The sequence below is a fragment of the Actinomycetota bacterium genome (assembly GCA_005774595.1).
Classification (GTDB): Bacteria; Actinomycetota; Coriobacteriia; order Anaerosomatales; family D1FN1-002; genus D1FN1-002.
In genome coordinates this window covers 1-1,309 of sequence record VAUM01000442.1, presented here as the reverse complement: position 1 = coordinate 1,309, position 1,309 = coordinate 1, and the positions used below count along the sequence as shown (strand labels likewise).

Below are 1,309 nucleotides of genomic sequence, written 5' to 3'. Positions count from 1 at the left end.
TCTCGGTCGAGATCTTGGTGATGCCCTCCTGCTTGTTGTAGTACGCCTGCGGGATCGCGGTGTTGGGCTTGTGCGACCCGGCGGGGCTCACGCCCTCGTACTTGTAGTAGATCCGCACGCCGGCGGGCAGGCCGAGGTTGCGCTCGAGCGTGCGGGCGCGCAGCAGCGGCGAGGGCCGGTAGGTCTTGTACACGTCGATGACCGCGCCGGGGATGTCGATGAAGCGGTCGCCGGAGCCCTCCTGCTTCAAGCACTCCATCGGGAACAGCTTCATCATGACCTCGCCGATCTGGTCGGGGCCCAGCTCGGTGCCGTCCGGGGTGATCACCTTCGGCGGCGCGGGCGGGTTCTTGAGATCGGGGATGATGTTGTACCAGGCCTCCGGTATCCCGGTCTCATCGAGCCCGAACCTCGTCTTGTCGCTCGGCATGACCCACCACTCCTTCCCTCGGGACCGCTTCGGCCCCGAAACCGTCCTTCGGCCCGCACGCGCGCATCCTTCGCGCGCCGCAGACCGTGTTCCCCTATCTCACGGGCGCGCCGGACTTGCGCACGCCCGTCAACTCCGCCAGCAGATCCTCCGGGTAGGCGGCGCGCATGAGCGACTCCCCCACCAGCACGGCATCCGCCCCGCACGCGGCGGCCGCCTCCACGTCCTCGCGCGTGCTCACGCCGCTCGCGAACACGCGGGTCACCCCCGCCCGCGCCGCCCCCCACACGGCCGCGCCCGCCGCGTCGGCGTCGACGGCGAGCGTCCGCAGGTCGCGCGAGTTCACGTCGACCACGCGCGCGCCTGCCGCGCGGGCCGTCTCGAGCTCCGCGAGCGAGACGACCTCGACGAGCGGCTCGAGGCCGAGCGTGCGCGCGAGGTCAGCATACGCCGGCGTGCGGTCGCCGAGCACCGACACCATGAGCAGCACCGCGTCGGCGCCGCACCCGCGCGCCGCGAACAGCTGCGGCTCGGCGACGACGAAGTCCTTGCACAACACCGGCACGTCCACCGCGTCGCACACGTCCGAGAGGTCGGTCCACGAGCCGCCGAACTGCTCGGGCTCTGTGAGCACGCTGATCGCGGCCGCACCGCCGTTCGCATAGTGGAGCGCTTGCTTGGACGCCTCGCAGTCGGGCGCGATCGCGCCCGCCGACGGCGACGCCTTCTTCACCTCGGCGATGACGGCCACGTCGTTGCGGCCCGCGAGCGCGGCGGTGAAGTCGCGCGCCGGCCTGCCCGCGGCGGCGAGGCGCTCGAGATCGGACGCCGACAGCGAGCCGTACTCGGCGGCGATGCGCGCCCGGCGGTTCGCAACCA

The 1,309-nt window shown here is 72.0% G+C and carries 2 protein-coding genes; both read right to left on the bottom strand.

Annotation, left to right across the window (positions count from 1 at the left end; translation table 11 throughout):
• The coding region (locus FDZ70_10820; GenBank protein ID TLM65782.1) for a TrpB-like pyridoxal-phosphate dependent enzyme at nucleotides 1–430 on the bottom strand (430 nt) is incomplete at its 3' end.
• Nucleotides 431–524: 94 nt separating this feature from the next.
• On the bottom strand, nucleotides 525–1,309 hold a 785-nt coding region (locus FDZ70_10815), incomplete at its 5' end, for an indole-3-glycerol-phosphate synthase (GenBank protein ID TLM65781.1).